Source organism: Xanthomonas sp. NCPPB 3174 (assembly GCF_056725205.1).
Genome location: NZ_CM161517.1, coordinates 3,275,601 through 3,298,643, shown reverse-complemented (window position 1 = coordinate 3,298,643; position 23,043 = coordinate 3,275,601). Strand labels below are relative to the sequence as shown.

At 67.0% G+C, this 23,043-nt stretch carries 19 protein-coding genes; 11 read left to right on the top strand and 8 right to left on the bottom strand.

The annotated features are described in order from the left end of the window. Nucleotides 1-44: 44 nt before the first annotated feature. From AC1PK7_RS14360 to AC1PK7_RS14345, 4 genes are all read left to right on the top strand, one after another. Nucleotides 45-389: a hypothetical protein gene (locus AC1PK7_RS14360; RefSeq protein ID WP_481098575.1), complete on the top strand. Its 345-nt coding sequence runs from the start codon at nucleotides 45-47 to the stop codon at nucleotides 387-389. A 138-nt stretch (nucleotides 390-527) separates the two neighbouring features. After that, on the top strand, nucleotides 528-767 hold the full coding sequence (locus AC1PK7_RS14355) for a hypothetical protein (protein WP_481098574.1): 240 nt from the start codon (nucleotides 528-530) through the stop codon (nucleotides 765-767). Between the two features lie 143 nt (nucleotides 768-910). Continuing rightward, on the top strand, nucleotides 911-1,825 hold the full coding sequence (locus tag AC1PK7_RS14350; protein ID WP_481098573.1) for an RHS repeat domain-containing protein: 915 nt from the start codon (nucleotides 911-913) through the stop codon (nucleotides 1,823-1,825). A gap of 32 nt (nucleotides 1,826-1,857) precedes the next feature. Next, nucleotides 1,858-2,406, top strand: a complete 549-nt coding sequence (locus AC1PK7_RS14345) for an SEL1-like repeat protein (protein ID WP_481098572.1) — start codon at nucleotides 1,858-1,860, stop codon at nucleotides 2,404-2,406. Between the two features lie 749 nt (nucleotides 2,407-3,155). On the opposite strand, the gene htpG is transcribed toward AC1PK7_RS14345, so the two are convergent. Continuing rightward, nucleotides 3,156-5,060: a molecular chaperone HtpG gene (gene htpG, locus AC1PK7_RS14340; RefSeq protein WP_481098571.1), complete on the bottom strand. Its 1,905-nt coding sequence runs from the start codon at nucleotides 5,058-5,060 to the stop codon at nucleotides 3,156-3,158. A 222-nt stretch (nucleotides 5,061-5,282) separates the two neighbouring features. On the opposite strand from htpG, the gene rsmD reads away from it, so the two are divergent. The 6 genes from rsmD to AC1PK7_RS14310 all read left to right on the top strand — a co-directional run bounded on the left by rsmD (nucleotide 5,283) and on the right by AC1PK7_RS14310 (nucleotide 10,120). Continuing rightward, the gene (gene rsmD, locus AC1PK7_RS14335) at nucleotides 5,283-5,888 is read left to right on the top strand and encodes a 16S rRNA (guanine(966)-N(2))-methyltransferase RsmD (protein WP_481098570.1); all 606 of its coding nucleotides are present in this window, start codon (nucleotides 5,283-5,285) and stop codon (nucleotides 5,886-5,888) included. Next, nucleotides 5,885-6,391 carry a pantetheine-phosphate adenylyltransferase gene (gene coaD, locus AC1PK7_RS14330; protein WP_267081675.1) on the top strand — a complete coding sequence of 169 codons (507 nt, stop codon included), beginning with the start codon at nucleotides 5,885-5,887 and terminating at the stop codon, nucleotides 6,389-6,391. The genes rsmD and coaD overlap by 4 nt, the downstream gene beginning before the upstream one ends. Nucleotides 6,392-6,431: 40 nt before the next feature. Continuing rightward, nucleotides 6,432-6,926, top strand: coding sequence for a hypothetical protein (locus tag AC1PK7_RS14325; protein WP_010342035.1), 495 nt, complete (start codon nucleotides 6,432-6,434; stop codon nucleotides 6,924-6,926). Nucleotides 6,927-7,141: 215 nt separating this feature from the next. Next, nucleotides 7,142-7,426: a YfhL family 4Fe-4S dicluster ferredoxin gene (locus tag AC1PK7_RS14320; protein ID WP_017908325.1), complete on the top strand. Its 285-nt coding sequence runs from the start codon at nucleotides 7,142-7,144 to the stop codon at nucleotides 7,424-7,426. Further along, a complete protein-coding gene (gene ggt, locus AC1PK7_RS14315; protein ID WP_017912318.1) occupies nucleotides 7,423-9,180 on the top strand; it encodes a gamma-glutamyltransferase in 1,758 nt (585 codons plus the stop codon). The genes AC1PK7_RS14320 and ggt overlap by 4 nt, the downstream gene beginning before the upstream one ends. Nucleotides 9,181-9,226: 46 nt before the next feature. After that, on the top strand, nucleotides 9,227-10,120 hold the full coding sequence (locus tag AC1PK7_RS14310) for an MBL fold metallo-hydrolase (protein WP_481098569.1): 894 nt from the start codon (nucleotides 9,227-9,229) through the stop codon (nucleotides 10,118-10,120). A 15-nt stretch (nucleotides 10,121-10,135) separates the two neighbouring features. On the opposite strand, the gene AC1PK7_RS14305 is transcribed toward AC1PK7_RS14310, so the two are convergent. From AC1PK7_RS14305 to AC1PK7_RS14285, 5 genes are read right to left on the bottom strand one after another with little or no spacing between them, the layout of a single operon-like run. Next, nucleotides 10,136-11,569, bottom strand: coding sequence for a heavy metal sensor histidine kinase (locus tag AC1PK7_RS14305; protein ID WP_481098568.1), 1,434 nt, complete (start codon nucleotides 11,567-11,569; stop codon nucleotides 10,136-10,138). Then, nucleotides 11,566-12,249: a heavy metal response regulator transcription factor gene (locus tag AC1PK7_RS14300; protein ID WP_481098567.1), complete on the bottom strand. Its 684-nt coding sequence runs from the start codon at nucleotides 12,247-12,249 to the stop codon at nucleotides 11,566-11,568. The genes AC1PK7_RS14305 and AC1PK7_RS14300 overlap by 4 nt, the downstream gene beginning before the upstream one ends. Beyond that, nucleotides 12,246-15,398, bottom strand: a complete 3,153-nt coding sequence (locus AC1PK7_RS14295; RefSeq protein ID WP_481098566.1) for an efflux RND transporter permease subunit — start codon at nucleotides 15,396-15,398, stop codon at nucleotides 12,246-12,248. The genes AC1PK7_RS14300 and AC1PK7_RS14295 overlap by 4 nt, the downstream gene beginning before the upstream one ends. Then, nucleotides 15,395-16,597, bottom strand: a complete 1,203-nt coding sequence (locus AC1PK7_RS14290) for an efflux RND transporter periplasmic adaptor subunit (protein WP_481098565.1) — start codon at nucleotides 16,595-16,597, stop codon at nucleotides 15,395-15,397. Before AC1PK7_RS14290 ends, AC1PK7_RS14295 begins: the two co-directional genes overlap by 4 nt. Before the next feature lie 3 nt (nucleotides 16,598-16,600). Then, nucleotides 16,601-18,100 carry an efflux transporter outer membrane subunit gene (locus AC1PK7_RS14285; RefSeq protein WP_481098564.1) on the bottom strand — a complete coding sequence of 500 codons (1,500 nt, stop codon included), beginning with the start codon at nucleotides 18,098-18,100 and terminating at the stop codon, nucleotides 16,601-16,603. A gap of 188 nt (nucleotides 18,101-18,288) precedes the next feature. Here AC1PK7_RS14285 and AC1PK7_RS14280 point away from each other — a divergent pair, with 188 nt between their 5' ends. Further along, nucleotides 18,289-20,019 (top strand): glycoside hydrolase family 9 protein, encoded by a 1,731-nt coding sequence (locus AC1PK7_RS14280; protein ID WP_481098563.1) that lies wholly within the window; start codon nucleotides 18,289-18,291, stop codon nucleotides 20,017-20,019. A gap of 27 nt (nucleotides 20,020-20,046) precedes the next feature. Here AC1PK7_RS14280 and upp read toward each other — a convergent pair whose 3' ends face one another. Then, nucleotides 20,047-20,679, bottom strand: coding sequence for a uracil phosphoribosyltransferase (gene upp / locus AC1PK7_RS14275; RefSeq protein ID WP_010342021.1), 633 nt, complete (start codon nucleotides 20,677-20,679; stop codon nucleotides 20,047-20,049). Between the two features lie 124 nt (nucleotides 20,680-20,803). Beyond that, complete coding sequence (locus AC1PK7_RS14270) at nucleotides 20,804-22,966, bottom strand: methyl-accepting chemotaxis protein (RefSeq protein ID WP_481100900.1); 2,163 nt, start codon at nucleotides 22,964-22,966, stop codon at nucleotides 20,804-20,806. Between the last annotated feature and the right edge of the window lie 77 nt (nucleotides 22,967-23,043).

The window sequence follows — 23,043 nt, the reverse complement described above, 5'->3', positions numbered from 1 at the left end:
AAGGGCTGTAGGCAGCGAATAACGAATTTAAAAAGGGGGGTGAAATGAGCTTCAAGATGACGGCGTTGCTGTTGGCGATTGCAGCATCATGTTTTTCTTACAAGGCGGACGCTGCCCTGCAAGTGGTCTGGACGGGGAAAATTACTTACGTCGAGAATGGCTGGGAAGGCGAAGGGATGTCGATCCACACCTCAACTGATGGCCCATCTGGATGTTCAGCTCCCCTGAACGACTTCGCGATTGACAAGAATCATCCAGCCTACAAAGAGCTGACAGCTTTAGCGCTGGCTGCTTACACCAGCAATACGGATGTCGAACTCCTGGTTGACTCGGGTGTATGCCTTTTCGGTAATCGCACCAAGGTTATTTCCATACGATTGAAGAAGTAGTGGATCGGAAGGATGCCGCGCTTCAGTTGCATGGCAAGGATCGATCTTAATCTCAATAAGAGAAGAGCTATGATGTGTAAAAATGGTTTGTTATTGTTGCTAGCTCTGCTGAGTTGGCAAGCATCAGCAAACGAATCGATGCAGAACCTCTACGTCGTGCAATTGGGCACATACCAGGCTCATGCCGACCATTTTGTCTGGCTCTCAGATACGCCAGCGGAATGCAAGGCCACATCTGGCAACCACGTCCTGCATTTTCAAGACGACCAACCGGGTGGCAAGGCTCTACTGGCGGTCTTGATGACGGCCTTGGTGAACAAGCGCAAGATCGATGTTCAGACCAGTGGCTGCGACATCGTCGAGGTCTACTTGAAGTAAGCCTGCTTTGGCGGATTCTGCATCGTAGATTTCGTTGGGTGCGTTGCACCGTAATGTTGCTAGGGGAAGCGTTGTCGATCCTACTTCTATGAGAAGTCGACTCTACATCGCGTATCTATGGCTCCAACTCGCAAGGACGAGTGATGTCAAATTTCCAGGGGATTCGCGCGGCAATGCACCTGATGGCTGCAGCCGCTTTTTCATTGCTCGTCGCCTTTGGCGTCTCGGCGCAGACGGTCCGCTATATCCATACGGATGGATTGGGTTCTGTCGTACTGGTGACGGACAAGGATCGTAATGTTTTGGAGCGCAGGGAATACGAACCTTATGGGAGTGTGGTGAATCAGCCTGTGATGGATGGGCCTGGCTATACTGGTCACGTCATGGATGCGGCGACCGAGCTGACTTACATGCAGCAGCGGTACTATGATCCGGTGATTGGTCGGTTTTTGTCGGTTGATCCAGTAATGATCTATGGGGGCGATGGCTGGCGATTCTTTTCTCGTTATTCTTACGCATTCAATAATCCTTTCGGTAGCATTGATCTGGATGGTCGCGCACCGGAGAACTGTGAGGGCGGGGGGTGCAAAAAGTCTTCTCCGCCTCCGCCGCCCAAGGTAACTACATTAGATCCAATTAAAGTTACTCCTTCGCATCAATCGGCTCCTCAAAATCGAGGGGGGAGTGATCCATTTAGGCCGCAACATGTTCCAAGCTTTTTTCAGTTGACGACTTTCGCTGCGTTACGAAGAGATATGTCTACCCAGCAGGCCGTCGATGAAGGAGCACTTACGCGAACTGTTACACTGCCGGCAGTGATTGTTGCTGGTTCAACCCCTGTCACCGTCCCTGCTGCGATAGGAGTTGGGAGGGTGGGTGTTGCTTCAGTTGGATCGGTAGAGGGGCGTGAGTTACTTTATGGGACTTGCGTCGTATTGCTTTTCTGTCAAACCGGGAAGGCGCCAATGCAGAGAGTTAGAGAAGAGATAAGGTTGCAGCAGGTGAGAGAAGGTATGCTGCGAGAAAGTAGACAGGGTTTGAAGTTTCCTAAGCCATGAAAATGCTCCGATCTGCGCTAGTTGGTGAGGCAATGAATTTGTTGGATAGCGGGCATGCTTGTGCGGCACTTGACATTGCGGAGAGATTGATCTCGTCGGATGACGAGCGAGATCAATTGTCTGGATATTTTTGTAGGGGTGTGATCTATGAGGATGGAGGAGTAGATGTTTCTCCGGATGTTGATAAGGCGATCTATAACTACCGCCAAGTCGCCCTTCTGTCGCCGGACTGGGTTTCTTTTAATAGTTTGGCAAGGATGTACATGAAAAAGGGTGGGAATAATGGTTTTTTGAGTGCAAAAAAATATTTGGATGAGGCTGCCAGAATCGAAGTTTCTCCAGAAGTTTTGCTGGGTTATGCGTTGTACTACCGGAAGAAGCCTGAATCGAATCCGGATATGGCTAAACGCTATTACTTGCAGGCTGCAGTTCGGGGTAGATTTTATGGGCTATTTGGGTATTCTGAAATTGCAAGAGAAAATGGGCAGCCGTTTCGCGCAGTAATTGCTGATTGTGTTCGGATCTTGCTTGGCCCTTTTATAGTTTTTTTAATTGGCTCAAAAGCGAGAAATGTATTTTAATGGTTGCTTAGCACTCAGCGGAAATGTAATTTAATTTGGAAAGATAATAATGATATTGGCATTGCTCGATGTGCTAATTTTAGCGACTGTGGGCGTGCATGCTGGGTCGCATGAAATATTTAAGCTGCAATACGTTGCGTCTAATGATATTTTTTACTATTTTTAAAATGTGGCGCGGTGATATTTCTATGTTTTTTTGCGATAGCAGAAATTCATCTGAAGTTTGCGAAGAAATTCTGGCGAGAATTTCTTTATCCCGGAGGCGCTTTATTCTTGAGAGTGATAGTTGCGACGAACTAAAAAAGCATGTCGCTGCAGCTTTTCATTCCATTGATTTTCGGAAGCAAAATAATCGCTTATTAATGGCTGCGGGTACTTTGGTCAAGATGCCTGGCTTGCCATTTCTGCTGTTAAATTGGATAAGGCGAAATCTCCTTCTGCTCAGATGTCAGCCAAGAGCAGGGCTCTGTGGTTCTGAATGTCCTATCCATATCATCGGTTAACCTCAACGGTATGAGGGCTTGGGCATGGTGATTCCCGATGCGCTTCGGCAATAGCGAAATACGTGGCTCCGATTGTTGCCCGCATACACGCGCGGCGATTTTCTGCGGCTAGCGCAGTTTTGATATTCTTTGGACGTAATAAATTAGAACGCTCTACTGCATTCGACAGTCTGTCGGCTGGTCCAGAGACAACGAAGCCAGCAAGTCGCCGGCTTCGTTCTTACACATGCACGTCTCAATCAAGACTTACACCGACAACTCCAACAATAGCTTGTTGAGCCGCCGCACATACGCCGCCGGATCCTTCAGACTGTCGCCAGCGGCCAACGCAGCCTGATCGAACAGCACCTTCGCCAGATCGCCGAAGCGCTCGCCGTCGGCTTCCGCGTCCAGCTTCTCGATCAGCGGGTGTGCGGGGTTGAACTCGAACACCGGCTTGCTCTCCGGCAGCTTCTGGCCGCTGGCTTCGAGGATCTGCCGCATCTGCAGGCCCAGGTCGCCCTGGCCGATGGCCAGGATCGCCGGGGAGTCGGTCAGGCGGTGCGAGACGCGCACTTCGGAGACCTCGTCCTTCAGCACGTTCTGGATGCGCTCGACCAGGCCCTGCTTGGCCTTGGCTGCCTCTTCCTTGGCCTGCTTCTCTTCCTCGCTGTCGAGCTTGCCCAGGTCCAGGTCACCGCGCGCCACGTCGACGAAGGACTTGCCGTCGAACTCGGTGAGGTAGCTCATCAGCCACTCGTCGATGCGGTCGGTGAGCAGCAGCACTTCGATGCCCTTCTTGCGGAACACCTCCAGGTGCGGGCTGTCCTTGATCTGCGCGTAGCTCTCGCCGGTCAGGTAGTACAGCTTGTCCTGGCCTTCCTGCATCCGCGCCACGTAGTCGGCCAGCGACACGGTCTGCGCGCCGTCGTTGCCGTGGGTGGAGGCGAAGCGCAGCAGGCCGGCGATCTTCTCGCGGTTGCCGAAGTCCTCGGCCGGGCCTTCCTTCAGCACCTGGCCGAAGTTCTTCCACACGCCCTGGTAGCGCTCGGCGTCGTCCTTAGCCAGCTTCTCCAGCATGTCCAGGGCGCGCTTGGTCAGCGCCGACTTCATCGAGTCGATCACCGGGCCGGACTGCAGGATCTCGCGCGAGACGTTCAGCGGCAGGTCGCTGGAATCGACGATGCCCTTGATGAAGCGCAGGTACAGCGGCAGGAACTGCTCGGCCTGGTCCATGATGAAGACGCGCTGCACGTACAGCTTGAGCCCGCGCGAGGCGTCGCGCTGGTACAGGTCGAACGGCGCGCGGCCGGGCACGTATAGCAGCGAGGTGTACTCCAGCTTGCCCTCGACCTTGTTGTGGCTCCACGCCACCGGGTTCTCGTGATCGTGGGCAATGTGCTTGTACAGCTCCTGGTATTCCTCGTCCTTGATCTCGGTGCGCGGGCGCGTCCACAGCGCGCTGGCGCGATTGACGGTTTCCCATTCCGGGGTCTCGGGCTTGTCCTTGTCCTCGCCGTAGTGTTCCTTATGAAACTCGATGGGCAGCGCGATGTGGTCGGAGTACTTGCGCACGATGCCGCGCAGCTTCCAGCCGTCGGCGAAGTCCTTCTCGTCATCCTTCAGGTGCAGCACGATGCGGGTGCCGCGCTCGGCCTTCTCGATGGTGGCGACCTCGAACTCGCCTTCGCCGCGCGAGGACCAGTGCACGCCTTCGCTGGCCGGTAGGCCGGCGCGGCGGCTGTACACGTCGACCTGGTCGGCGACGATGAAGGCGCTGTAGAAGCCCACGCCGAACTGGCCGATCAGATGCGAATCCTTCTTCTGGTCGCCGGACAGGTGCTTGAGGAACTCGGAGGTGCCGGACTTGGCGATGGTGCCCAGGTGCGCCACGATCTCCTCGCGGCTCATGCCGATGCCGTTGTCGTCGATGGTGACGGTGCCGGCGTCCTTGTCGAAGCCGATGCGGATGCGCAGTTGCGCGTCGCCGTCCAGCAGCTCCGGCTTGACCAGTGCCTCGAAGCGCAGCTTGTCGGCCGCGTCGGAGGCATTGGAGATCAGCTCGCGCAGGAAGATCTCCTTGTTGGAATACAGCGAATGGATCATCAGCTGCAGCAGCTGCTTGACCTCGGTCTGAAAGCCCAGGGTTTCTTTTTGGGTTTCCACGCTCATCGGTAGGTGCTCCATGAAGGATGGGCGGCCGCGCGGAGGAGGGCGCGGCTCTGCCGGCCGACATGGTGGCGGCCGCGGCCGGCTTCAAGCGCCGCGCGGCGCATACGCGCGACACCGCGCTGGTCTATGATCCGGACCCCGTTTCCGCGCCGCCCACTGCCCGCTGCCCATGCCGTTCCTGCGTTCCCCGTCCTGCCTGTCCCGGCCCCTGCGAGGCCGCCGATGAGCCGTCCCGGCGCCGGCCAGGTGCGGATCATCGGCGGGCGCTGGCGCAACACGCGGCTGCCGGTGCCGGACCTGGCCGGGCTGCGCCCGACCTCCGACCGGGTCCGCGAAACCCTGTTCAACTGGCTGCAGCCGGTGCTGCCCGGGGCGCGAGTGCTGGACTTGTTCGCCGGCAGCGGTGCACTGGGACTGGAGGCAGTGTCGCGCGGCGCGGCCGCGGCGGTCCTGGTCGAACGCGATCCGGGCCAGGTCGCGCAGTTGCGCGCCACGGTCGCGCGGCTGCAGGCGCAGGACCAGGTACAGGTGGTGCAGGGCGATGCGCTGCGCTGGCTGGCCGAGGCGCCGGCCGATGCCCCCGCGGACATCGCCTTCGTCGACCCGCCGTTCGCCGCCGGGCTGTGGGACGCGGTGCTGCAGCGCCTGCCGGCGCGGCTGGCGGCCGACGCCTGGCTGTACCTGGAGTCGCCGGCCGGGCAGGCGCCCGCAGTGCCGGCATCCTGGGCGCTGTACCGCGAGGGTGGCAGCCGCGAGGTCCGCGCTGCCCTGTACCGGCGCGCCGCTGCTACACTTCCCGGCGACCTTCACGCGGTACCCGACGCATGACCGTGGCCCATAGCCGCATCGCCGTCTATCCCGGCACCTTCGATCCGATCACCAACGGCCATATCGATCTGGTCAACCGTGCCGCACCGCTGTTCGAGCAGGTGATCGTGGGCGTGGCCCAGAGCCCCTCCAAGGGGCCGACCCTGCCGCTGGACCTGCGCGTGGCGCTGGCCCGCGAAGCGCTGGCCGGGCACCGCAACGTGGAAGTGCTGGGCTTCGACACCCTGCTGGCGCATTTCGTGCGCTCGGTCGGCGGCGGCGTGCTGCTGCGCGGCCTGCGCGCGGTGTCGGATTTCGAATACGAGTTCCAGATGGCGAGCATGAACCGGCATCTGATCCCGGAGGTGGAGACGCTGTTCCTCACCCCGGCCGAGCAACACAGCTTCATTTCGTCCTCGTTGGTGCGCGAGATCGCGCGCCTGGGCGGGGACGTCTCCGGCTTCGTGCCGCCGTCGGTGGTGCAGGCGCTGGTCCAGGCCCGCCAGGCCGCCGCGCAGCGCTGAGCCGTCCACCATTCACTGACGACACAGAGGGAGCCGTTCCATGAACACCACCGCACGCGCGTTGCTGATCGCTTCGCTGGCCCTGGGCTTCACCGCCTGCAAGAAGGAAGAGGCCGCCAAGCCGGCCGCCGACGCGCAGCCCGCGCTGACCGCCCCAGCCAAGGACGACGACGCCGGCTGGAAGAAGTACCTGCAGGAAGTGGCGATCCAGAACATGGGCAACGTCACCAACAGCCCGTTCCTGTATTACCTGCCGCCGGAATCGGATCCGGAGTTCCAGGCCAAGTACGAGCGCCAGGTCGAAAGCGCCACCACCGCCATCGGCCGCGGCATCCAGCCGGGCAACATGCTGGCGTTCGGTTCCTCGGCCTCGGCCAAGATGGCCGACCTGATCGCCGCTGCGTTCGCCAAGGTCGAGGCGAACAGCATGAAGGGCGTGCGTGTGGTCTACATCGGCGCTCCGGCCGACAACGCCCGCGTCGAAGCCGTGGTCAAGCCGACCGGCGCCGACTACATCTTCGTCGAAGCCAAGTAAGCCCCGTGCGGGCCGGCGCGCCGATGCGCGCCGGTCCCGCCATCCCGCGCCGCCCGCAACGGGCGGTTGCGCAGCGCTGCCGCGCGCCGCGCCTCACGGCAGTTGCCCAAGCCGTCTCGTGCTGCATTACAGCGTTTCGCACCCCGGCGCCGCCTTCGCAGGGCCGTCCCGCCCCGATCCGGTAAACTGCCCGGGTCAGTGCCGAATTGCGCCACATGTCCCTCAAGATCAACGAGCTCTGCGTCAACTGCGACGTCTGCGAGCCGGCCTGCCCGAACCAGGCCATCGCCATGGGCGAGACGATCTACGTGATCGACCCGGCCCGCTGCACCGAATGCGTCGGCCATTTCGACGAGCCGCAGTGCGTGGTGGTGTGCCCGGTGGAATGCATCGACCCGGACCCGGCGATCCCGGAGACCCACGCGCAGTTGCTGGCCAAGCTGCAGCGCCTGCAGCGCGACCACCCCGAGTTGTACCCACAGGAGCCCCCCGCCGCATGAGAAGCCTCGTCCGCCGTGTCCTGCTGCTCGCCCTGGTCCTGACGCCGTCGGCGTGGGCCGAGGCGCCGGTCGCCGAGGCGACCGCCACCGCCCCGGCCGCGCACCCGCCCGGCGCTGCGATCGCCAGCGGCCACCGCCTGGCTACCGAGGCCGGCCTGCAGATCTTGCGCGAGGGCGGCAATGCCTTCGACGCCGCGGTGGCGGTGTCCTCGACGTTGTCGGTAGTCGAACCGATCAGCTCCGGCCTCGGCGGTGGCGGGTTCTTCCTGCTGCACGACGCCAGGACCGGCAAGGACGTGATGCTGGACGCGCGCGAAACCGCGCCGGAATCGGCGACGCCGGCCGCGTTCCTGGACGCCAAGGGCGAGCTGGACCGCGATCGCTCGATCAACGGGCCGTGGTCGGCCGGCATTCCGGGACTGCCGGCGGCGCTGGTGGAACTGGCGACCAAGCACGGCCGGCTGCCGCTGCGGCAGTCGCTGGCGCCGGCGATCCGCATCGCCCGCGACGGCTTCCCCGTCTACGCGCGCATGGCCGAGGGCTACCAGTCGCGGCGCAAGGTGATGGAGCGCTATCCCGGCACCCGCGAGGTCTACCTGCGCAACGGCCGGCCGATCGCCGTGGGCGACGTGTTCAAGCAGCCGGAACTGGCCAATACGCTGCAGCTGCTGGCCGACAAGGGTTTCGACGGCTTCTACCGCGGCGCCACCGCCAAGAAGCTGCTGGCCGGGGTCAAGCAGGCCGGCGGTCGCTGGACTGCGGAGGAACTGGCCGGCTACACGGTCAAGGAGCGCACGCCGATCCGCTTCGACTACAAGGGCTGGACCATCACCACCGCGCCGCCGCCGTCCTCCGGCGGCATCGCCCTTGCCAGCATGCTGCAGATCCTGGAGGGCTACGACCTCAAGACCATGGACCCGGTGCACCGCGTGCACCTGACCGTGGAGGCGATGCGCCGCGCCTACCGCGACCGCACCTTCTTCCTGGGCGACCCGGATTTCACCCACGTGCCGCAGCGCATCCTGCTCAGCAAGGACTATGCGGTGGGCCTGCGTTCGACCATCAATCCGGACAAGGCCACGCCAAGCGACCTGCTGTCGGGCCAGCCGACCCCGCTGGAAGACGACGAGACCACGCATTTCTCCATCATCGATGGCGAAGGCAACCGCGTCGGCGCCACCCAGACGGTCAACCTGCTGTACGGCTCCGGACTGATCCCCAAGGGCACCGGCGTGCTGCTCAACAACGAGATGGACGATTTCGCGCTGCGTCCGGGCACGCCCAACGCGTTCGGGGTGATGGGCTACGCGGCCAACGCGCCCAAGCCGGGCAAGCGCCCGCTCAGTTCGATGTCGCCGACCTTCATGGAGAACGCGGACAAGGCCATCGTGCTCGGCACCCCGGGTGGCAGCCGCATCATCACCATGGTGCTGCTCGGCATCCTCGGCTACGACGACGGCCTCACGGCGCAGCAGGTCGCCGCGCTGCCGCGCTACCACCACCAGTGGCTGCCTGACGTGATCGAGGCGGAAACCGGCACCTTCGACGCGGCCACGGCCAAGGGCCTGGAAGCCATGGGGCATACGCTCAAGCTGCCCGGCGACACGGCCGAGGACGGTCACGGCTCCAGCCACGTCTGGGGCAACCTGCAGACGGTGGAATGGGACAAGCGCCGCAACGTGCTCAGCGGCGGCAGCGACCCGCGCAACGAAGTCGGCAGCGCCGAAGTGCTGCAGACCGCGCCGGCGCCCTGACGCCCGCGTTTGCGAATCCCCAATCCCGACTCCCGAATCCCCGCCCATGAAACTCTGGTCCATCCAAGGCAACTCGCAGAAACTCGACGGCGGCGCGATGTTCGGCAATGCGCCCAAGGCGATGTGGCAGCAGTGGGCCGCGCCCGACGACGGCAACCGCATCGCGCTGGCCTGCCGCGCGCTGCTGGCCAGCCCGCTGGCCGGCAAGACGGTGCTGTTCGAGACCGGGATTGGCACGTTCTTCCCGCCGGCGCTGCGCGAGCGCTACGGCGTGCAGGAGGCGCGGCACGTGCTGCTGGATTCGCTGCAGGACGCCGGCTTCGCCCATACCGACATCGACGTGGTGGTGCTGAGCCACCTGCACTTCGATCACGCCGGTGGCCTGCTGGCCGCCTACCGCGAGGGCGCCGCGCCGGAACTGCTGTTCCCCAACGCGCAGTTCCTGGTCGGCGCGGCGCACTGGCAGCGCGCGCTGCACCCGCATCCGCGCGACCGCGCCAGCTTCATCCCGGAACTGCCAGGCCTGCTCGAGGCCAGCGGCCGCCTGGAACTGGTCGACGGCGCGTACTCGCGCGCGCTCGGCGAGGCGGTGCGGTTCCGTTTCAGCGACGGCCACACGCCGGGGCTGATGCTGGCCGAGATCGTCGGCCCCCGCCACGGCGACGACGGCCAGGCGCACGGCGGGGTGGCGTTCTGCGCCGACCTGATCCCGGGCCGCTCCTGGGTGCACGTGCCGATCACCATGGGCTACGACCGCAACGCCGAGCTGCTGATCGACGAGAAGCGCGCATTCCTGGAAGACGCGCTGGCGCGCGACGTGCGCCTGTTCTTCACCCACGATCCGGACTGCGCGCTGGCGCAGTTGCAGCGCGATGCCAAGGGCCGTTTCGTCACTGCGCACGAACTGCCGGCGCTGCAGGCGCGCGCACTGGCCGCCTGAGCGCGGCCTTGCGGTTTACCAGTGCAGGGCGGCGTGTGTCGGCGCGCCGGTAGTCGTGCCGTCCAGCGCCACCGAAAACCCGATCGTGGTGATGCCGTCGCGGTGCTGCGCGAACACGCGCCCGCCGTGCATGGTCGCCACCGCCTTGACGATCGCTAATCCCAAACCGTGGCTCTCGCGGCTGTTGGCGCGGGCGGCGTCGCCGCGGTAGAAGCGGTCGAACAGGCGCTGCAGATGCTCCGGCGCCAGCGCCACGCTGGGGTTGGAGAAGGCGATCAGCGCCTCGCCGCCGCGCTGTGCGATCTCCACCACGATCGGCGCGTGACCGGTCGAGTGCTGGATGGCGTTGTGCAGCAGGTTGGACAGCGCGCGCCGCAGCAGCGATTTCTCGACCGGCACCACCACGTCGCCGCGCACCTCCACCTGCAAGCCGCCCTCGTCCAGCAGCACCTCGAAGAACTCCACGGTCTTGCCGACTTCCTCGGCCAGCGACGCGTCCTCGCACTGGCGCGCGCGCTGGCCCTGTTCGGCGCGGGCCAGGAACAGCATGTCGGCGACGATCGCGCGCAGCCGCTCCAGTTCCTCCAGGTTCGACTGCAGCACCTGGCGCAACTGCTCTGCATCGCGATGGCGGGTCAGCGCCACCTGGGTCTGGCCGATCAGGCTGGCCAGCGGCGTGCGCAGTTCGTGGGCGACGTCGGCATTGAAGCTTTCCTGCTGCGCATAGGCCGCATCGAGCCGGTCGAACGCGGCGTTCAACGAGGCGCCCAGGTCCTCCAGTTCGCGCGGCAGCCGCGGCAGGTCCAGGCGCCGCCGGTCGTGCGGACCGATGCGCTGGGCGTCGGCGGACAGCCGCTGCACCGGGCGCAGGCCGAGCTTGGCGGTCCAGTAGCCCAGCGCGCCGACCAGTGCGGTGCCGGCCAGCGTCACCAGCGCCAGGGCGATGTCGAAGCGGCGCCGGGTCAGCGCGAACGGCGCGCTGTCCATCGCCGCGATCAGCTGCACCGGCGGGCGCACCGGCGTGGCCGGCAGCGCCTGGCCGATGGCCTGCCAGGCCTGCGGATGCGCATCGGCGATGCCCAGCGCCTGCGGATCGTCGATACGCACCAGCCCGCTATGGCCGCGCGTGGCCTGCGCCATCGCCTCGGCGCCGCGTCCGTAGCGGAACGCCGGATCGGCGCTCCACAGCCAGAAGCGCAGGTCCGGCGCGCTGGAAACGCTGGCCAGGCGGGTGCGCGCATGCGCGGCCAGCTCCGGCGAGCGGCTGTTGACCAACATGTACTGCACCGCGTCCATGCGCGAGCGCAGTTCCTCGCGTTGGTGGCGGCGCAGCTCGTGCTCCAGCACCTGGTGCAGCACCAGCCCGATCAGGGCGAAGCCAAGCAGCGCGGTGGCCGCGAACAGGCCGGCCAGGCGCAGCGCGATCGAGGGCCGCGCCGGTGCGCTCACCCGGCCGCGTCCTCGCGTTCTTCCAGCACGTAGCCCATGCCGCGCACGGTGTGCAGCAGCGGGGCGTCGAACGGCACGTCGATCTTGGCGCGCAGGCGCTTGATCGCCACTTCCACCACGTTGGTGTTGCTGTCGAAGTTCATGTCCCAGACCATCTCGGCGATTGCGGTCTTGGACAGGATCTCGCCCTGGTGCCGGGCCAATGCCGCCAGCAGCGCGAACTCCTTGGCGGTCAGGTCCAGTCGCTGCCGCCCGCGCATGGCCTTGCGGCTGATCATGTCGATCTGCAGGTCGCCCACGCGCAGCAGCGTGCTTTCCTGCGCGCGTCCGCGCCGCGCCAGCACCTGCAGCCGCGCCAGCAGTTCGATGAAGGAGAACGGCTTGATCAGGTAGTCGTCGGCGCCCTCGCGCAGGCCCTTGACCCGGTCCTCCACGCTGTCGCGCGCGGTCAGCATGATCACCGGCGTGGTCTTGACCGAACGCAGCGAGCGCAGGATGGCGAAGCCGTCCAGGCCCGGCAGCATCGCGTCGAGCACGATCACGTCGAAGTCGTAATGCAGGGCCAGGTGCTGGCCGTCGATGCCGTCGTAGGCCACGTCGACCGTGCAGCCCTGTTCGCTCAGCCCCTGCTGCAGGTAGTCGGCGGTCTTGCGCTCGTCCTCGACGATCAGCACCTTCACGGCTGCAGCGCCTCCGGCGCGGCGATGCGGGCGCGCCGCGCCTGGCGCCGCTGCAGGTACCAGCCGTGCAGGCGGTCCAGGTACAGGTACACGATCGGCGTGCTGAACAGGGTCAGCAGTTGCGACAGCAGCAGCCCGCCGACCATCGCATAGCCCAGCGGCCGCCGCAGTTCCGAACCGGCGCCATGGCTGAGCATCAGCGGCAGGCCGCCGAGCAGGGCGCACAGGGTGGTCATCATGATCGGCCGGAAGCGCATCAGGCAGGCCTCGAAGATCGCATCGCGCGAGGACAGCCCACGTTCGCGTTCGGCATGCAGGGCGAAGTCCACCATCATGATCCCGTTCTTCTTGACGATGCCGATCAGCAGGATGATGCCGATCATCGCAATCACGCTCAAGTCGTAGCCGCCGGCCATCAGGATCAGCAGCGCGCCGACGCCGGCCGAGGGCAGGGTGGAGAGGATGGTCAGCGGGTGGATGTAGCTCTCGTAGAGCAGGCCGAGCACGATGTAGACCGCGACCAGCGCCGCCAGGATCAGGTAAGGCTGGGTGCGCAGCGAGGCGCTGAACGCCTGCGCCGTGCCCTGAAAGCTGCCGCTGAGCGTGGCCGGCACCCGCAGTTGCGCCTGGGCCGTCTGGATCACGTCCACCGCATCGCCCAGCGCCGCGCCCGGCGCCAGGTTGAAGGAGATGGTCACCGCCGGGAACTGGCCCTGGTGGCTCACCGACAGGTAGCCGGTCTTGCTGGTGTCGAGCGTGGCGAAGGTGGACAGCGGCACCTGCTTGCCGGTCAGCGGCGAGGTCAGGTACAGCCGCTGGAACAGCGACGGATCGCCCTGCAGCGCCGGCGTCACCTCCAGCACGACGTGGTAGCTGTTGAGCTGGGTGAAGTACTGCGCGACCTGGCGCTGGCCGATGGCGTCGTTGATCGTCGCGTCGATCTGCTGCGGGGTGATGCCGAAGCTGGCCGCGCGCTGGCGGTCGATGGTCAGGCTGGCGATCGGCGCGGCGTTCTGCTGGTCGGAGGCCACGTCGGTCAGTTGCGGCAGCGCCCGGAATGCTTTGAGCAGCTTCGGCGCCCAGGTGTTGAGCTCGTCCAGGTTGGCGTCGGTCAGGGTGTATTGGTACTGGGTGCGGGCCAGGCGGCCGCCGACGTTGATGTCCTGTCCGGCCTGCATGAACAGGGTGACGCCCTGCACGTGCGCCAGGCGCTTGCGCAGCCGCGCGATCACCTGGTCGGCGCTGGCGGTGCGGCCTGCGTCCTTGGGCTTGAGCGCGATCGAGAAGGTGCCGGAGTTGAAGGTGCTGGCGCCGGTCTGCATGCCGAAGGACAGCACGTCCGGATCGCGGCGGATGATGTCGGCCAGTTGCAGCATGCGCGTGCGCATCGCCGCCGAGGACGAATCCTGCGCCGAATCGGCGGTGCCGGAGATGAAGCCGGTGTCCTGCTGCGGGAAGAAGCCCTTGGGCATCACCACGAACAGCGCCACGCTGGTGGCTACGGTCAGCAGGAAGCTGGCCAGGGTCAGCCGCGGATGCCGCAGCACCGTCTCCAGGCCGCGCCGGTAGGCCGCCAGCATCGCCTCGAAACCGCGCTCGAACGCGCGCGCCAGGCGTCCCTGCGCCTGCTCGGCGTGCGGCTTGAGCAGGCGCGCGCACAGCATCGGTGTCAGGGTCAGCGACACCAGCAACGACACCAGGATGGTCAGGCTCACCGTCACCGCAAACTCGCGGAACAGCCGGCCGACGATGCCGCCCATCAGCAGCAGCGGGATGAACACCGCCACCAGCGACACCGAGATCGAGACCAGGGTGAAGCCGATCTCGGCCGCACCCTGCAGCGCCGCCTGCAATGGCTCCATGCCGTCCTCGATGTGCCGGTAGATGTTCTCCAGCATCACGATGGCGTCGTCCACCACGAAGCCGACGGCGATGGTCAGGCCCATCAGCGACAGGTTGTCCAGGCTGTAGCCGAGCACGTACATCAGCGCGGCGGTGCCGAGGATCGCCAGCGGCACGGTCAGGCTCGGGATCAGGGTGACCACCGCGCTGCGCAGGAACACGAAGATCACCGCCACCACCAGCACGATGGACAGCAGCAGGGTGAACTCCACGTCCTTGACCGAGGCGCGGATGTTCTGCGTGCGGTCGGCGAGGATCTTGACGCTGACGCTGGGCGGGATCGACGCCATCAGCTTGGGCAGCGCGGCCTTGACCTGTTCCACCGTGTCGATGACGTTGGCGCCGGGCTGCTTGGTGATGGCGATCATGATCGCGCGGCCATTGATGATGCCGCTGTCGGCGGGCGCGGCGACGCCGGCGAAACCCCAGGCGGCGATCTTGGCGTTCTCCGGCCCGTCCACCGCGGTGCCGACGTCGCGCACGCGGATCGGCGCGCCGTTGCGCCAGGCCAGCACCGCGTCGTTCCAGGCCTGGCTCTGCAGCACCTGGTCGTTGGTGGAGACGGTGAAGGCCTGGCGCGCACCGTCGATCGAGCCGGTGGCCGCGTTCACCGTGGTGGTGGCGATCACCGAGCGGATGTCCTCCAGGCTCAGGCCCAGCGCCGCCAGCTTGGCCGGATCCACCTGCACGCGCACCGCCGGTTTCTGCGCGCCGTACAGGTTCACGAGGCCGACCCCGGAGATGCGCGAGATCTGCTGCGCCAGCACGTTGTCGGCGTAGTCGTTGACCTGGGTCAGCGGCAGCACCCGCGACTGCACCGCCAGGATCAACGCCGGCGATTCGGCCGGGTTGATCTTGCGGAAGCTCGGTGCGCTCGGCAGCGCGCTCGGCAGTTGCCCGGACGCGGCGTTGATCGCGGTCTGCACGTCGAGCGCGGCGGCGTCGATGTTGCGGTCCAGGTCGAACTGCAGCGTCACCTGGGTCGAGCCCAGCGCGCTGGTCGAGGTCATCTGGCTCAGGCCCGGGATCAGCGACAGCTGCCGCTCCAGCGGTTGCGCCACGTTCGATGCCATGGTCTGCGGGCTGGCGCCGGGCAGGCTGGCCGAGACCTGGATGGTGGGGAAGTCGACCTGCGGCAGCGGCGCCACCGGCAGCAGCGGCCAGGCCACCAGGCCCAGCAACAGCAGCGCCATCGCCAGCAGCGAGGTGCCGATCGGGCGTTTGATGAAGGCGGCCGAGACGCTCACGCATGCGCTCCCGTAGTGGCCGGCGTGGCGTGTCTGGCCGGCTTGGCGTCCACCACCTTCGCCCCGGGATGCAGGCGGTATTGTCCATCCACCACCACCCGCTGCCCGGCCTGCAGGCCCTGGCCGATCACCGTCTCGCCATCGGCCTCGTCCAGCACCTGCACCGGCTGGTCGCGCACGCTGCCGTCGGCGCCGATCACGTACACGAACTCGCCGTCCTGGCTGCGCTGCACGGCCGCGCTCGGCACCACCAGCGCAGCGCTGCGCATGCCCAGGGTGATGCGCGCATCCACGCTCTGCCCGGGCCACAGCGTGTGCGTGGGATTGGCGAAGTGCGCCTTCATCGCGATGGTGCCGGTGCTGGTGTCGATCTGGTTGTTGAGCAGGGCCAGCGTGCCGTGCGCCAGCACCTGCCCGCTACCGTGCTCGACCGCATCCACGCCCACGCTGGCCGGTGCGGCCTGCAGTGCGCGGTTGATCTGCTGGAACGCGCTTTCGGGCAGGGTGAACTGCACCGCGATCGGGTCGATCTGGTTCAGCACCACCAGGCCGCCGGCATCGCTGGCGTGGACGATGTTGCCCGGATCGACCAGGCGCGCGCCTGCGCGGCCGTCGATCGGCGCGCGGATGGTGGTGAAGTCCAGTTGCACCCGTGCGTTGTCGATCGCCGCCGCATCGCTCTGCAGGGTGGCGCGCAGTTGCGTGACCAGGGCCTTTTGCGTGTCCAGGGTCTGGCGGGTGGTGGCGTTGTCCCGCAGCAGTTGCTGGTAGCGCTGCAGGTCGGCCTGCGCATTGCCCAACTGCGCCTTGTCCTTGGCCAGTTGCGCGGTGGCCGCGGCCAGTTGCGCCTGGTAGGTGCGTGGATCCAGCCGCGCCAGCACCTGCCCGGCCTTGATGTCCTGGCCTTCGCTGAAGCCCACGGCGATCAGTTGCCCGTCGATGCGCGAGTGCACGGTCACCGAGGCGATCGGCAGCACCGTGCCGATCCCGGTCTGGCGGATCGGCACGTCCTTGCGCAGTACCGGCGCGCTGGTCACCGGCACCGGCGGCGTCGCCTTGGTGGGTGCGTGGCGCGGGCGCAACCACACCGCCAGCAGTAGCGCGACCAGCACTGCGGCGGCGACGAACGGCCAGCGCCGTCGCGGCATGGCATGGCGCGGTGGCGGATCGGCGGGGCGTGTGGGCGCGGCGGTGGACATGGGTTACTCCGGTAGGACAGGAGCCGGCGTGGCGCCCGGCGAGGCGCCGCGCACGGCGGGGAGACGAGCGCTGTCCCAGTCGCCGCCCAGAGCGACCAACAGCGCGACCTGGGCGCCGAACTGGCGCGATTGCACCTGCAGCAGGGTGCGTTGCGCGTCCAGCGCGTTGGCCTGGGCGGTGATCACCGCGCTGTACAGCGCGGTGCCGGCGCGGTACTGGTCCATCAGCACGCGCTCGGCCTGCTGCGCGGCGTCGGCGGCGCGCCGCTGTTGCTGCTCCTCGCGCGCCAGTTCGCGCGTGGCGGCGAGCTGGTCCTCCACGCCCTGGAACGCGCTCATCACCGTCTGCCGGTAGCTGGCGGCAGCGGCATCGAACACGGCTTGCGCCTGCGCGCGTTGCGCGTGGCGGGCGCCGCCGTCGAACAGCGTGCCGGCCAGCGCTGCGCCCACCGCCCAGACCCGGTTCGGCACGCTCAGCAGCGAGGCCAGCCCGGCACCGTCGTAGCCGCCACTGGCGCTCAGCGACAGGGTCGGGAACCACGCCGCCACGGCCATGCCGATGCCGGCATTGGCCGCGGCCATGCGCCGCTCGGCGCCGGCGATGTCAGGGCGCCGCTGCAGCAGCACCGAGGGTAGCGCTTGTGGGGTCGGCGGCAGCGCCGGCAACGGTGCGTCGCTGGCCGCCAGCGAGAACTCGGCGGGGGTTCGGCCGAGCAGCACCGCCAGCGCGTGGTCCAGTTGCCGGCGCGACAACGCCAGGTCGGTCGATGCGGCTTCGGTGCTGTGCAGGGTGGCCTCGGCCGCGGCCACATCGGCGGCGCTGGCGACGCCGGCGCGCACCCGCGCCTGGGTCAGCCGCAGCGCGTCGCGGTAGCCGGCCAGGGTGCGTTGGTACAGCGCCAGGGTCTGGTCGTCGAAGCGCAACTGCAGGTAATCGGCTACCACCGCGGCCTGCAGCGACAGCCGCGCCTGCGCCAGGTCGGCGGCGCTGGCCTGGGCGTTGTCGCCGGCCTGTTCGACGCTGCGCCGAACCTTGCCCCAGAAGTCCGGCTCCCAACTGGCGCTCAGCCCCAGCGTATCGGCGTCGCGCAGCTCCTGCTTGGGGGTGACGGTGCGCTCGCGCGTGGCCGCGGCCTGCACGCCCAGCGTCGGCGCCTCGGCGGCACGCGCGCTGCCGACCAGCGCCTGCGCCTGCCGATAGCGCGCCTCGGCCTGGCGCAGGGTCTGGTTGGCGCGGTCGGCCTGTTCGACGAGGGCATTCAATTGCGGATCGCCATAGCGGGTCCACCACGCCACCGCCGGGTCGGCGGCGGGCGGCGCGGCGGGCGTCCAGCGGCCATCGGCCTCTTCGAACGGCTGCTGCGTGCCGACCGGCGGCGCCGGGCGCACATAGTCCGGGCCGGCCATGCAGCCGCCGAGCAGAGCGCTCAGCAACGCCACGCTCAGCAGCGGCGCGCGCGGCGCCGGGCGGCGGGAAACGGTCGGTGGGGGCAGGGCGGTCACGGGGTCGGCGCCGGCAGCGGGAACAGGCCTTCACCGTAGGCGTCGCAGGGGGACCCCACGCTGACGTCTCGCTGACGGCGCTGTCAGCGAAGCCACCTGCCGCCGCTCCCGGCCGCGTCGTGGGCCGCGCCCGGCACGTCCGCGATTTGGCGCTTGCAGCCGTCATCCTGGCCGGCCAGTATCGGCGCATGAAACTGCCCCACGCCCTGTCCTGCCTGTTCCTCGCCTGCCTGTTGCTGGGCGGCTGCACCTCGCATGCCGACCCCACCGTGCCGTCGCCGATCCGCCTGAACCAGGTCGGCTTCCTGCCTGCCGCAAGCAAGCTGGCGGTGGTGCCGGACGGCCATGGCGACGCGTTCTCGATCGCGCGCGCCGACAGCGACGAGGTGGTGCTGCGCGGCACCCTCGGCACCGCCGCGGCGTGGCCGCCGGCGCAGCAGACCGTGCGCATCGCCGATTTCTCCGCGCTGCGCACGCCGGGCCGCTACCGCCTGCAGGTCGACGGCCTGCCGCCGTCGGACAGCTTCGCCATCGGCGAAGACGCCTACAACGCGCTGTCGCGCGCCGCGCTCAAGGCCTACTACTACAACCGCGCCAGCACCGCGCTGGACGGCACCTACGCAGGCCGCCACGCGCGCGCTGCCGGCCACCCGGACGACCACGTGCTGGTGCATGCCTCGGCGGCCTCGCCGGAGCGCCCGGCCGGCACCGTGATCGCCGCGCCCAAGGGCTGGTACGACGCCGGCGACTACAACAAGTACGTGGTCAGCTCCGGCATCACCGTGTACACGCTGCTGGCCGCCTACGAACAGTTCCCCACCTACTTCAGCACGCACCCCGAAGGCATTCCCAACAGCGGCGGCGACGTGCCGGACATCCTGCGCGAGGTCGACTGGAACCTGCAGTGGCTGCTGGCGATGCAGGATCCGCACGACGGTGGCGTGTACCACAAGCTCACCAACCTGGACTTCGCCGGCATGCAGATGCCGGACCAGGCGCGCGCGCCGCGCTACGTGGTGCAGAAGAGCACCGCGGCCACGCTCGACTTCGCCGCGGTGATGGCCCAGGCCAGCCGCATCTACGCGCCGTACGACGCGCAGTTCGGCGGCATCTCCAGGCGCATGCTGGAGGCGTCGCGGCGCGCGTGGGCCTGGGCGCAGGCGCATCCGGACGTGGCCTACCGGCAGCCGGACGACGTGCACACCGGCGCCTACGGCGACACCGAGTTCGACGACGAGTTCGCCTGGGCCGCCACCGAGCTGTACCTGGCCACCGCCGACGACGCCTTCTACGAGGCGGCGATGGCACGCAAGGTGCCGGCCAGCGTGCCCGACTGGCGCCAGGTCGGCGGGCTGGCGTGGATGTCGCTGGCGCAGCACCGTGCGCGGCTGACCCCGCGCGCCGATCAGGCGCGTATCGCCGGCGAGATCGAGGGCCTGGGCGATCACCTGGTGCAGGTGTGGCAGGGCTCGGCCTGGCGCGTGACCATGCGCGACGCCGACTTCCACTGGGGCAGCAACGCCACCGCGCTGAACCAGGCGATGATGCTGCTGCAGGCCTACCAGTTGCAGCACAAGCCCGAATACCTGCAGGCCGCGCAGTCGCAGCTGGACTACGTGCTCGGCCGCAATCCGCTGGGCCTGTCCTTCGTCACCGGCATCGGCGCGCGCTCGCCGATGCACATCCACCATCGCATCTCCATTGCCGACGGCGTGGCCACGCCGGTGCCGGGATGGCTGGTGGGCGGTCCGCAGCCGGGGCAGCAGGACGCCGACGCGTGCAAGCACGCCTACACGTCGTCGCTGCCGGCGCTGTCGTACCTGGACAAGGAATGCAGCTACGCCACCAATGAAGTGGCGATCAACTGGAATGCGCCGCTGGTGTACGTGAGCGCCGCGCTGCAGGTGCTGCAGCGCTGATCCGCGGCCGCGGCGCGATGACGCGCCCTAGCCCAGGCGGGTGCCGAAGATGCGGTCGCCGGCGTCGCCCAGGCCCGGCAGGATGTAGCCCTTGTCGTTGAGCCGTTCGTCGATGGCGGCGGTGTACACCTCCACGTCCGGGTGCGCCGCTTCCAGCGCCTGCAGGCCCTCCGGCGCGGCGACCAGGAAGATGCCCTTGATCCGCCGCGCACCGGCGCGCTTGAGCATGTCCACCGTGGCGATGAGGGTGCCGCCGGTGGCCAGCATCGGATCCAGGATCAGCGCGTCGCGTTCCTCCAGGCGGCCGGTGAGGCGCTCGAAATAGGGCACCGGTTGCAGCGTTTCCTCGTCGCGCTGTAGGCCGACCACGCTGACCCGCGCCGCCGGAATCAGCGCCAGCACGCCCGGCAGCATGCCCAGCCCGGCACGCAGGATCGGCACCAGGGTGATCTTGGCGCCGGCGATGCGCTGCACCTGGGTCGGGCCGGCCCAGCCGTCCATGGTGTGGGTCTCGGTCTCCAGGTCGGCGGTGGCCTCGTAGCCGAGCAGGGTACCCAGCTCGGTGACCAGTTCGCGGAAGCCCTTGGTGCTCAGCGCCGCGTCGCGCAACAGGCCGATCTTGTGCTGTACCAGCGGGTGGCGTACTTCGACGATCTTCATGGGCGCGCTCGCAAGGGGGAGACGCACAGTGTGCCGCAGCCGGCTCCGGCGCCGCCAGGTGTCGGCGCCGGCGCACGGCCGGTGATGCGCCGGGAAGCCGCATCGCCGGCCGTGCCGGGGTGACTCAGGCCGCGGGCTCGAGCACCTCGGCTGCGTGCGTGCGTGGCGCTGCCACGCTGCGCGTCGCGGTCGTGCGGGTGTCGATCTTGAACAGCGCCACCGCCTGGGTCAGCTGGCCGGCCTGCTCTTCCATGGAGCGCGCGGCGGCCGTGGCTTCCTCCACCAGTGCCGCGTTCTGCTGGGTGGCCTCGTCCATCTGGGTGACGGTCTGGTTGACCTGTTCGATACCCGCCGACTGTTCCTGGGAAGCGGCGGAAATCTCACCCATGATGTCGGTGACGCGCTGCACCGAACCCACGATCTCCTGCATGGTCTTGCCGGCCTGGTCGACCAGGGCCGACCCCTCGGCGACGCGGCCGACCGAGTCGTCGATCAGCGCCTTGATCTCCTTGGCGGCACCGGCCGAGCGCTGGGCGAGCGTGCGCACTTCGCTGGCGACGACCGCGAAGCCGCGGCCCTGATCGCCGGCGCGCGCCGCTTCCACCGCGGCGTTGAGCGCCAGGATGTTGGTCTGGAAGGCGATGCCGTCGATGACCGAGATGATGTCGGCAATCTTCTTGGAGGACGCCTCGATGCCGCTCATGGTCTCGACCACCTGGCCGACCACCGCGCCGCCCTGCGAGGCGACCGACGCCGCGCCCACCGCCAACTGATTGGCCTGGCGGGCGTGCTCGGCGTTCTGCTTGACGGTGGAGGTCAGTTCCTCCATCGAGGCGGCGGTTTCCTCCAGGCTGGCGGCCTGCTGCTCGGTACGGCGCGACAGGTCGTCGTTGCCAGCGGCGATCTCGGTCGCCGCGGCATTGATGCTGACCGCCGCGGTCTGGATGCGGCCGACGATGCCGGTCAGCTGGTCGGCGGTGGCGTTGGCGTCGTCGCGCATCCGCGCGAACACGCCGTGGAACTCGCCGTCCATGCGTGCGGTCAGGTCACCGGCGGCGATGGCTTGCAGCAGCGCCGACAGCTTGCCCAGGTTGCGGTCGCTGACCTCCATCATCGCGTTGAGGTCCTGCACCATCAGCCGGAAGTCGTGCTGGAAGTGCGCGGCATCGCCGCGGGCACTGAAATCGCCCGCGGCGGCGGCCGCGGCCAGGCGCTTTATCTCGGTGTTGATCGCCAGCAGGCTGGCCTTGGCCGCATCCATCGATTCGTGCAGCACCGCGCGGCTGCCGGGCAGGCGGCGCGCATCGCGGCGCAGGTCGCCATTGGCGTATTCGTTGAGCACGCCGATGGCGTCGACGATGGCGTCCAGATGCTCGAACATCATGGTGTTGATGCCCTTGCTCAACTCGCCGTACACGCCGGGGAAATCCTGCGGCATGCGGTGGCTGATGTCCTTGTCGGCATGCAGCTCGATCATCAACGCGGTCTCGCCGGAGAAACGCTGCAGCTGGGTCTGCATGCGATCCATCGCGCTCAGCAAACGGCCGGGTTCGTCGCGCGCGTCGGTGCTCACGTCGTTGTCCAGGCGGCCGTCGGCGATGGCCTCGGCGGCACGGGTGGCGCGGCTCAGCGGCACGGTGAGACTACGGGTGATCAGCCAGGCCAGCAGGCTGCTGGCCAGGACGGCCGCGATGCCTCCGCCGATCAGCATCGCCCGGCCGCGTGAGAGGTGGCTCACCGCGGCGTCATAAGCCTCGGCGCTAAGCCGGTGCTGCAGGGCTACGTTCTCGCGGATCTTGGCCTGCCATGCCAGCGTGGCAGGGCGCGACTGTTCGCGCAGCAGGGTCTGCGCGCGCTGGTAATCCCCCGCGGCGGCCGCTTCCATCACGGCGTTGTTCAACGGCCGCGCGATCTTCTGCAGACGATCGATCTCCGTGCGCAGGGCCTGGCCAGCCTGGGTGGTCGGCATTGCGTAGAGCCTCTTTCGCTCCTCGTCGTAATGCGCGCGCTCGCGCTGGATCAGCGCCAGCGAACTTGCGGTGTCGTCCGCGCTCGAATGATTGGCGTACGCGCCCAGTGCGATCAGGATGGCTGAGTTCGCATCCAGCATGCCGCTGGACAGTTCGATCTTCTTGACGTTGCCGTGCACGATGATATCCAGCTGCTTGCGCGCGCCGGTCATGGTGATCAGCCCGGCAACCACCAGGAGACCGGAGATGAGGATCAGGATGCCGAAGGCGGCGGAAAGGCGCTGGCTGACGTTGAAACGCTGCAGGAAGGCGGTCATGGGAATTCCTCGTGAGAATGCGGTCCAGAAGCGGTGTGTGGCGGCCCTTCGATTAAATAAATTTTCTTTTGCAATAA